Annotated in this window: 6 protein-coding genes; all 6 read left to right on the forward strand. The window is 70.3% G+C overall.

The window, feature by feature from the left end; genetic code table 11:
* The first annotated feature begins 909 nt into the window (after positions 1-909).
* The 6 genes from QOZ89_RS44255 (at position 910) to QOZ89_RS44280 (ending at position 9,472) form a co-directional block, all read left to right on the forward strand.
* Positions 910-3,141, forward strand: a complete 2,232-nt coding sequence (locus tag QOZ89_RS44255; RefSeq protein ID WP_312630179.1) for a heterodisulfide reductase-related iron-sulfur binding cluster — start codon at positions 910-912, stop codon at positions 3,139-3,141.
* Between the two features lie 242 nt (positions 3,142-3,383).
* Positions 3,384-4,274 (forward strand): ABC transporter ATP-binding protein, encoded by an 891-nt coding sequence (locus QOZ89_RS44260; protein ID WP_071053586.1) that lies wholly within the window; start codon positions 3,384-3,386, stop codon positions 4,272-4,274.
* 1 nt (position 4,275) lies between these two features.
* A complete protein-coding gene (locus QOZ89_RS44265) occupies positions 4,276-5,145 on the forward strand; it encodes an ABC transporter permease (protein WP_071053587.1) in 870 nt (289 codons plus the stop codon).
* Positions 5,146-5,555: 410 nt separating this feature from the next.
* On the forward strand, positions 5,556-6,698 hold the full coding sequence (locus QOZ89_RS44270) for an ABC transporter substrate-binding protein (RefSeq protein WP_071053588.1): 1,143 nt from the start codon (positions 5,556-5,558) through the stop codon (positions 6,696-6,698).
* A gap of 147 nt (positions 6,699-6,845) precedes the next feature.
* Complete coding sequence (locus tag QOZ89_RS44275; RefSeq protein ID WP_071053589.1) at positions 6,846-7,748, forward strand: IclR family transcriptional regulator; 903 nt, start codon at positions 6,846-6,848, stop codon at positions 7,746-7,748.
* Between the two features lie 101 nt (positions 7,749-7,849).
* Positions 7,850-9,472: an IS1634 family transposase gene (locus tag QOZ89_RS44280; RefSeq protein WP_312626674.1), complete on the forward strand. Its 1,623-nt coding sequence runs from the start codon at positions 7,850-7,852 to the stop codon at positions 9,470-9,472.
* The last annotated feature ends 56 nt before the right edge of the window (positions 9,473-9,528 follow it).

Consider the following 9,528-nt stretch of genomic DNA (forward strand, 5'->3'; position numbering starts at 1 on the left):
GCCTCAACTGGCAGGAACGGGCTGCGCCAAGAGCCGAGGTGTTGCCGCGCCGAAGGCTATCGCCACGAGGGCCGGCGGTCGTGCCGGCTGGCTGCCGGCCAGGCTGGCACCGGTCGGCGATCATGGCCCCGTTCCCTCCCTGGATTGCAGCCTCTCCCTGGGTCGCCGCCGCCCCGATGCTGACCCGGACCTACCAGATCGCTGATCCGGCAGGCGCTCCGAGGGGCGCGGCGTTGCGCGAGCCGCAACCGCGGGCGACTGGCCCCGGTTCACGGCGAACCACGACCCGGCGGCCGGCACGCCGACGGCCCGGTGCCGTTGACGGTCAGACGCGCCACGTGGCCAGGGTGGGACGGTCAGTGCAGAGAGTGCTGATTTCGGGACTGCTGTGCGACCGAGCGTAGCAGCGGGCCGAGGGGTGGCGTGGCTGAACCGTCAGAAGGGCGCTGGCGCGCCCGCTGACGTTCAGCCTGTCGGGCGCTGGGCGCCCTCCCCACGTGGTGCCGGGCCCTGGCATATGGCGGTGGTAGGGCTTGGACCGGGCTGACGACGTGGTCGGGTTGGCGCTGCGCCGATGCGCTGTCACCAGATATGGGTGAGTTGCGCTTTCTGGTCGCTGGTCGCTGGTCGGTGTCGCGGGCGGCCGCGTGGCTGGGCATCCGAGCCCACGGGATGTCTGCCGGGGGTGGGCGCCCCCCTGCGTGTTCCGGACCGCGGAGGGCATGTTCGAACTAGGCCCCGATCAGGCCGGGGAGGGGAACTCGTGCTAGACGGACCACGGCGTGGCAGGGTCGGGGATACCGGGGTGGCCGCGGGGTAAGCGGCTGGTGGCGAGGGACACTCCGGAGCACAAGTTACCGAGCAGTACGAGTAGGCTACGGCCCGTTCGCGGAGCCATAGGAGGAGCTAGTGAGAATCGCGATCGGTGGGGCGATCACGCTGATCGCCCTTGCGGTGGCCGGAAGGCGATTCTTCTGGCTGTTCACGTTGATCCGGACCGGACAGCCGGCCCAGGGGCGCCTTGACGACCTTCCGACCCGGGTCTGGAGCGAGATCAGCGAGGTCGGTGGCCAGCGCAAACTGCTCAAGTGGTCGGTGCCCGGGCTCGCGCACGCCTTCACGTTCTGGGGCTTCACCGTCCTGATCCTGACGATCATCGAGGCGTTCGGCGGCCTGTTCGACGACGACTTCCACATCCCGCTGTTCGGGCACTGGGCCGGCATCGGGTTCCTCGAGGACTTCTTCGCCGTCGCCGTCCTGGCCGGCCTGATCACCTTCACGATCATCCGGATCCAGCGGGCGCCGAAGCGCCTGGAGCGCAAGTCGCGTTTCTACGGCTCGCACCTCGGCCCTGCCTGGGTCATCATCGGCATGATCACCGCGGTCATCGTCACCCTGCTGATCTGCCGCGGCGCCCAGTGGAACACCGGCAACCTGCCGCAGGGTCAGACCAAGTGGGCCTTCGCCTCCTACGCCGTCAGCCGGGCCTTCTCCGGCCTGTCCCACGACGTGAACGAGGGCATCGAGACGGCGTTCCTGCTGCTCAACCTCGCGGTCATCATGGGCTTCCTGGTGCTGGTGGCCTACTCCAAGCACCTGCACATCTTCCTGGCGCCGATCAACGTCATCCTCAAGCGGGAGCCGAAGGCGCTCGGCGCCCTGGGCACCACGCCCGACATCGAGACGCTGATGGAGGAGGACGACCCGATCATCGGCGCGGGCAAGGTCGAGGACTTCTCCTGGAAGGCGATGCTCGACTTCTCGACCTGCACCGAGTGCGGCCGTTGCCAGAGCCAGTGCCCGGCCTGGAACACCGGAAAGCCGCTGTCCCCGAAGCTGATCATCATGGACCTGCGCGACCACCTGTTCGCGAAGGCCCCGTACCTGCTGGCCGGGAGCACCGCCGAGGAGCGCGACGCGGCCGCCGAGAAGCTGGCAGAGAAGAAGGCCGTCACCGGCGTGTCCGAGGACGCGTCCGAGGAGCACGCCGTCCACCACGTGCCCGAGTCCGGCTTCGGCCGGGTGCCCGAGCCGGGTAAGGCCCAGGCGGAGCGCCCGCTCGTCGGTACGGAGGAAGAGGGCGGGGTCATCGACCCCGACGTGCTGTGGTCCTGCACGAGCTGCGGCGCCTGCGTCGAGCAGTGCCCGGTGGACATCGAGCACGTCGACCACATCGTGGACATGCGCCGCTACCAGGTGATGATCGAGTCGGCGTTCCCCTCGGAAGCCGGCGTGATGCTGCGCAACCTGGAGAACAACGGCAACCCGTGGGGCGTCTCGCCGCGCAGCCGTACCGAGTGGACCGCTGGCCTGCCCTTCGAGGTTAAGATCATCGGCGAGGGTGAGCAGATCCCGGAAGACGTCGAGTACCTCTTCTGGGTCGGCTGCGCCGGCGCCATCGAGGACCGGGCGAAGAAGGTCTCCCGGGCCTTCGCCGAGCTGCTCGACATGGCCGGCGTCTCGTTCGCCATCCTCGGCTCGCAGGAGTCCTGCACCGGCGACCCGGCACGGCGCCTCGGCAACGAGTACCTGTTCCAGGAGATGGCCAAGGCCAACATCGAGCTGCTGAACGAGACGGGCGTCAAGAAGATCGTCGCGACCTGCCCCCACTGCTTCAACAGCCTGTCGAAGGAGTACTCGGCGCTCGGCGGCAACTGGGAGGTCATCCACCACACCCAGCTGCTCGGCAGGCTCGTCGAGGAGAAGAAGCTCGTGCCGCTCACGCCGGTCGAGTCGTCGGTGACCTACCACGACCCGTGCTTCCTCGGCCGGCACAACAAGGTCTACACCCCGCCGCGGGAGATCCTCGAGGCCATTCCGGGCATCCGTGGCCAGGAGATGCACCGCTGCAAGGACCGCGGCTTCTGCTGCGGCGCCGGCGGCGCGCGGATGTGGATGGAAGAGAAGATCGGCACCCGGATCAACACGGACCGGGTGGAGGAGGCCCTTGGCCTCGACCCGGACGTCGTGTCGACCGCGTGCCCGTTCTGCATCGTCATGCTGTCCGACGCGGTGACGGAGCAGAAGCTCGCGGGCAAGGCGAAGGAGACCGTCGAGGTCCTCGACGTCTCCCAGTTGCTGGCCCGTTCCCTCGCGCCGTCCACCGACGGCGCTGGAGCGGAGCCGGCTACCACCGGCTGACCCGCGGCCGGTGGACCCGGCGGCGAACCGAACGGATGGGCCCGGCGCGAGAAGCTCGCGCCGGGCCCATCCGCGTTCGGCGGGTGGGCTACCCGCTCCCGAACTTTCATATAGGGGTTGATGTGGTTGGGTGATCGGCCTACAGTCGGTTCAGCATTTTGACCAGGCGGTCGAAGTACTGAACCGAGCGTTCGGAACAGTGAACGGATCGTCTGGCAGCCACGCTGACAGGGCGGTGTTCCATGACTGTTCAGGCGTCGTCGGAGGCGGGTGGGCCTGCTTTAGCCGGCCTGGGCCCGAGGCCAAAGATCCGAGCCGTCGGCACGGAGCGGGTGTTCGGCCGCGGGGCCAAGGCCGTCCACGCGCTCGGCCCGCTGGACCTCACGGTCGGCGACGGGGAGTTCGTCTGCGTCGTCGGGCCGTCGGGCTGCGGGAAGTCCACCTTCCTGCGGATCGTCGCCGGCCTGGTACGCCCGACCGGGGGAACCGTCGAGGTGCGTGCCGGCTCCCCGAACCCAGCCGCGATGATCTTCCAGGACTACGGCATCTACCCGTGGAAGACGGTCGAGGCGAATGTCCGGTTCGGTCTCGACGTGCGCGGCGTGCCGCGCAAGGAAGCCCGGGAACGGGCTCGGATGTGGCTCGAGCGGATGGGGCTCGGGGAGTTCGCGTATGCCTACCCGCGCCAGCTCTCGGGAGGTATGCGCCAGCGGGTGTCGATTGCCCGGGCACTCGCCGTCGAGCCCGAGATCCTGCTGATGGATGAGCCGTTCGCGGCGTTGGACGCGCAGTTGCGCACCATCCTGCAGGACGAGTTGCTCGCCATCTGCCAGGCGGAGCGGCGCACGGTTCTCTTCGTGACCCACAGCCTGGAAGAGGCGATCGTGCTGGGCGACCGGGTCGTCGTCATGAGCGCGCGGCCGGGCCGGATCCTCGCCGAACGGGTACCGCCCTTCCCGCGGCCGAGGTCCGCCGAGGTCCGAGAGTCCGCCGAGTTCGCCGCATTCCGTGGCGAGCTGTGGACGCTGCTGCGCGGCGAGGTCGAGACCGGGGCGCCTGGAGCGCCTGGAGCCGCCACGACCACCGCCTGGGACGGCGTGGCCAGGCCACCCGCCGCCGCGAAGGGAGCCTGAGATGGCGGGGGCGCAGACGCAGGTCCTCGCGGCCGAGGAGCTTCTCGTCCGGGCGCCTGGGCGTGCCGAGCGGGACCCGATCGGCACGGCGCGCCGGCGCGCCGTCGTCGAGATCGGTCTCGCCGTCGGCGTGCCGGTGGTGCTGCTCGGCCTCTGGCAGGCGGCCAGCGGGCTTGGCTGGGTCGACTCGCGGCTCTACCCGTCGCCCACCGACATCGTCCGGACCGGCGGCCAGATGCTCGGCCACGGCAAGCTGTGGGGCGATATCTGGCATACCACCTTCCGTGTGCTCGCCGGCTTCGCCCTCGGCACGCTGGCCGGCGTGCTGTTCGGGCTGGCGATGGGCTCGGTCCGGCTCATCCAGGTCGCGCTGGAGCCGACCCTGGACGCGTTGTACGTCGTGCCCAAGCTCGCGCTGCTGCCCATCTTCCTGACGATGTTCGGCCTTGGTGAAGGCCCGAAGATCGCGCTCGTGGCGGTGACGGTCTTCTTCTTCGTCTGGATCTCGACGATGTCGGCGATCATCGCCGTGGAGGATGGCTACCGCGAGGCGGGCCGTTGTTTCGGGGCGAACAGATGGCAGATGTTCCGCCATGTGCTCGTCCCGGCCGCGCTGCCGCAGATGTTCGTCGCGATGCGGGTCGCGGCCGGTGTGGCGTTCCTCGTCATCATCGCGGCGGAGTTCATCGTCGGCGACAACGGCCTCGGCTATCTGATCTTCCAGTCGCGGACGCTGTTCATCAACGACCAGATGTTCGTGGGCATCGTGGTCGTCGCGATCGAGGGTGTGCTCTTCGCCGAGCTGGTGCGCCTGGTCGGCCGTCGGGTTACCAGGTGGGCGCCCGCCGACCACGAACGCGCTCGCGGCTAGCGAACCAGCCGCCCTGGCCAAGTCGCCCCCTGGAGCTGGCAGTCGCCCGCGGGGGCTGGCGCACCGGTCCAGCGTCCCGCCCTCGTCCCGGTCCTCGTCCACCTCTTTGATCTGCATCTGACACATCGTCGTCGCGGCGCCGGCAGGCCTGCCCACCGCGCCGGTCGACGACGCCCTGAGACATCCGCGGGCTCGTCGCTCAACGCCTCTCCTGTCCTCTCCTGGCTCAGCTCGCTGCTCGGCTCATCGCCGAGGCCAGCCTCGGCACCGGTGCACCCCGCCCGCCGCCCGCCTGGCCCCTGTCGCCGCCTACCCGGCGCGCCCGGCGCCTGCCCCCGCCCTGGCTGGTCATCCCAGCCGGTCGCCGTCGCGTTCCCGCCCCGATCTCCCCACCTTCAGGAAGGACCCTGATGAGATCCAGACGACGTGTATCGCTGCTGCTCTTACCCGTGCTTTCGGCCGTCATCGGGCTGACCGCGTGTGGTGGCGGCGATGGCAACTCGACGTTCACGCCCGCGTCGGCCGCGCCGATCGTGGCGGTCGCCGGCTGTGAGAACGGCTGGACCAACCCGACCGACCTTTCCCCCACCCGCAAGCCGGCCCGCTGCGCGGCGAACGCGCCGGCGCCGGACCCGTTACCGACGAAGACCAAGATCGTCGTAACCGCCGCGACGCCGAAGGCGGAGTTCATCGCGCCGATCCGGTGGGCGATCGACAAGGGTGAGTTCGCCAAGGAGAACCTGGACGTCGAGCTGCGCCAGGTGCCGTCCGCCGACGGTCTCAACCTGCTCGCGCAGGGGCAGACCGACGTCATGGTCGGAGCCCCCGACGGCGCCTTCTTCAACGCGGTCAACCAGGGCTTCGGGATCCGCTGGGTGATGGGCAACTTCTCGGCGCCGACCACGAGCAAGACCGGCGTCTGGGCCCGCGATGTGGACGGCCGGCCGGCGACCTTCGCGGACCTGAAGGGCAAGACGTTCGCGAGCGTCCTGGGCAGCGGCAGCCCGGTGATGTACCCGATCGTCCAGCAGGCCGAGAAGTCGGGCCTCACCTTCAGCGACCTGAAGTTCAAGACGCTGCCCGCGGCCGACCTGGTGACCGCGCTGCAGAACGGCGGGATCGACGCCGCCTGGGTTCTCGACCCGCTGTGGATCCAGCTGGTCGGCAAGCCGGGACTGACGTACCTGGGCGGGCAGCCACCCGGCGAGCCGCTCGGCGGCGTGCTCTTCGGCCCGAAAGTCCTCGGCGACAAGCGCGCCGCGGGCGTCGCGTTCACCCGCGCGGTCGTCCGGACGATCAACACGGCGTTCGCCGGCGACTACAAGTCGGACCCCACGTTCGTGGACGAGCTCGCCAAGGTGGTCGAACTGCCTGCCAGCCAGCTCACCGCGACGCCCTCGCTCACCACGGACTGGGAGATCCGCTCGGGCACGTCGACCCGGCTGCAGGACGCGATGATCAAGAGTGGCGCACTCAGCTACCAGGCGCCCCTGGAGGAGTCCAAGGTCGTCGACCGGTCGTTCTACGAGGCGGCCGTCGGCCACAAGGCATAGGAACCGCGTCCACTGCCACTGCCCGGCCCGGTGGGCTCGTCGAGCTCACCGGGCCGGCATCCGGCCCCACGCCCCCGGGCCGCTGGCCCAACCCGCCCGTGGTGCCCGGCCCGGTCAGGCCGGTCATCGAAGAAAGGTGAGGCCTAGATGGCGACGTCGAATCCGACCCTGCGTGTGGTTGGGCTCCTTGACGTGCTGGTTCGCTGTCCGCACCGGGGTTTCGGCCTCTCCGAGCTCGCGCGTGAGGTCGGTATCAGCAAGGGAACCTGCCTGGCGATCGCCGACACCCTCGTCGAGCACGGCTATCTCGTCCAACACGCGAAGACGCGCGCCTACCGGCTCGGCCCGGCGCTGATCACCGCGGGCCAGGCTGTTCTCAGTGGTTTCGTCGACCTGAGGCCCGCGCTCGGCGCGCTGGCCCGGGTGACGGCCGAGTTCGACGTCTCCTGCTCGGTGCTCGCGGTCGACAACGACCAGCTCGTCGTCCTGGAACGCGTCGGCAACCCCGACCCGACCTACGGCCTGAGCCAGGTCGGCGCCCGGATGCCGTTCGCGCCGCCCTGGGGCGCGCCGTTCGTCGCCTGGGGCCGGGCGACAGACGTCGACGGCTGGCTCGACCGGAGCCTCGTGCCCCTGTCCGAGGAGACCAGGAGGGCGCTGCGGCGGGCGCTGCAGGCCGGGCGGCGCCTCGGTTTCATCGCCACCAGGGAGATCCCGCCGACTCACCCGGCAGCCGTCGACCTTCATCGCATCCGGGCCACCGCGGGAGCTGTGGACCTCGCCGCGCTGCGCCGCCTCGCCGCCGCGCGCCTGTCCGAGGTCGGCTACTTCGTTGACGACCTGGATACGGCGGCGACCTACCAGGTCAACCACATCGCCGTCCCGCTCCTCGGCTCGGACGGCCGTGTCCTCGCCAGCCTGCTCGTCATGATGTTCGGCCGCCACGTCACCGGCGATGAGATCCGGCGCATCGGCACCCGCCTGGCCGAGGTCGCCGCCGACGTCGTCACCCTGGTCACCCGCCCCCGCGTGACGCCCGAGTCCTTCTAGACCTGTCTTCCGCACGTCCGTGCGGTGAGACAGTTGCTTGATCCCTTGTTCGGACCACGTCGGGATGATCGCGATCCGTAGTGACGGGTCTGGGACTGTTCGTGGCTGTGTCGGTCGCCAGGGACTACGGGCCGCCGAGCGTCGAGAAGCCGCTCGGCGCGCTCCCCGTCGTGCGCGACTACCTGGACCGCCTCGGCCTCGTGGACACGATCGATCGGCTCGCCCCGATCCGCGACAAGGTCAACCGGGCCACCCACGGCGAGGTCATCGCCGCGCTGGTCGCCAACCGGCTGACCTCGCCGACCCCGCTGCTGCACGTCGCGACGTGGGCCCGGGAGTGGGCGGTCGAGGAGGTGTTCGGCGTCGCGCCGGACGTTCTGAACGACGACCGGGTCGGTCGGGCGCTTGACGCGCTCGCCCCGGTCTGCGAGGCCGTCGTCGGCTCGGTCGGCGCCGCGGCGATCGCCGCGTTCGGCCTCGACGTCTCCCGCGTCCACTGGGACATGACGTCGATCTCGCTGCACGGTGCCTACCCCGAGGTCGACGAGGACTACGCGACCCCGAAGTACGGCCGTCCCAAGGACCGCCGGCCCGACCTCAAGCAGGTCCAGACCGGCCTGGCGACCACCGGTGACGGCGGGATCCCGCTGGTGCACCGCGCCTACGACGGCGGCGCTGGCGAGGTCTCCCAGGTCACCGGCGCGATGCGCGCGCTGACCCAGCTCGCCGGCCCCAGGCGCTTCCTGCTGGTCGGGGACACGAAGCTCGTCTCCTACGGCAACCTGACCGCGCTGACGTCCACGCCCGGAGTCACGTTCCTCGCGCCGGCGCCGAAGGCGGTCGTGCCCGCGGACGTCCTGGCCAGCCAGGACTGGGCCACCGCCACGATCATCGACCACGTCGCGGCCCGGGACCGCGACAAGCCGATCCACGAGCGGGCGGCCTACCGCGCCCGCGAGGGCGTGACCACCCTGCGCGGGCCCCGCAAGAAGGACCCGCCGGTCACCGTGCGCACGGTGTTCGTCTGGTCGTCCGCGAACGCGCAGGCCGCGCAGGCCGCCCGCGCGCTCAAGCTCGCCCGCGCCCGCGACGACCTCGACACCCTCGCCCGCGCCGCCGGCAGCCACCACCTCTACCGCACCGAGGCGGCGGTGCAGGCCCGCCTGACCCTCCTCGCGACGAAGCACCGTGTCTCCCGCTACCTCGTCGCGGCCACCAGCGTCGACCCGGACACCGGGAAACCGGCCCTGGCCTGGCACTTCGACCAGGCCGCCCTGGACGCCGAGGCCACCATCGACGGCTGGTACGCCCTGCTGACCAACCTGGACCCCGAGATCGGTCCCGCCGAGGTCCTCGCCCGTTACAAGGGCCAGGAGGTCTCCGAACGGCGCTACGGCACGTTCAAGGGCCCGCTCGCGGTCACGCCGATGTTCCTGCACTCCAACCAGCGGATCCACGCCCTCATCCACGTGATCTGCCTGGCCCTGCTCATCTTCTGCCTGGTCGAGCGCCAAGCCCGGCTCGGCGCCGGCCCCGACGGGAAGATCCCCGGCCTCTACGCCGGCCGTCCCGCCCGCCCCACCGGAGCACTCGTCTTCGGCACGCTGAGCAGGCTGCGCCTCGTGCCCGCCCAAAGCGACCAGGTCGCCTACATCCCCCGCCCCTCGGCTCTGCACCAGCACCTCCTCGACATCCTCGGTGTCGACCCGACCCAGCCACCTTGATCAGAAACCAGGCCGGTCAACACATCGAAACCCCATGTGCGGAAGACAGGTCTAGA

Source organism: Pseudofrankia coriaricola (assembly GCF_032027725.1).
In the GTDB taxonomy this organism is placed as follows: domain Bacteria; phylum Actinomycetota; class Actinomycetes; order Frankiales; family Frankiaceae; genus Pseudofrankia.

Bases quoted from the DNA above. Each gene is read 5' to 3' on its own strand.
- QOZ89_RS44275 (WP_071053589.1), top strand. From the start codon at position 6,846: ATGGCGACGTCGAATCCGACCCTGCGTGTGGTTGGGCTCCTTGACGTG.
- QOZ89_RS44265 (WP_071053587.1), top strand. From the start codon at position 4,276: ATGGCGGGGGCGCAGACGCAGGTCCTCGCGGCCGAGGAGCTTCTCGTC.
- QOZ89_RS44270 (WP_071053588.1), top strand. From the start codon at position 5,556: ATGAGATCCAGACGACGTGTATCGCTGCTGCTCTTACCCGTGCTTTCG.
- QOZ89_RS44260 (WP_071053586.1), top strand. From the start codon at position 3,384: ATGACTGTTCAGGCGTCGTCGGAGGCGGGTGGGCCTGCTTTAGCCGGC.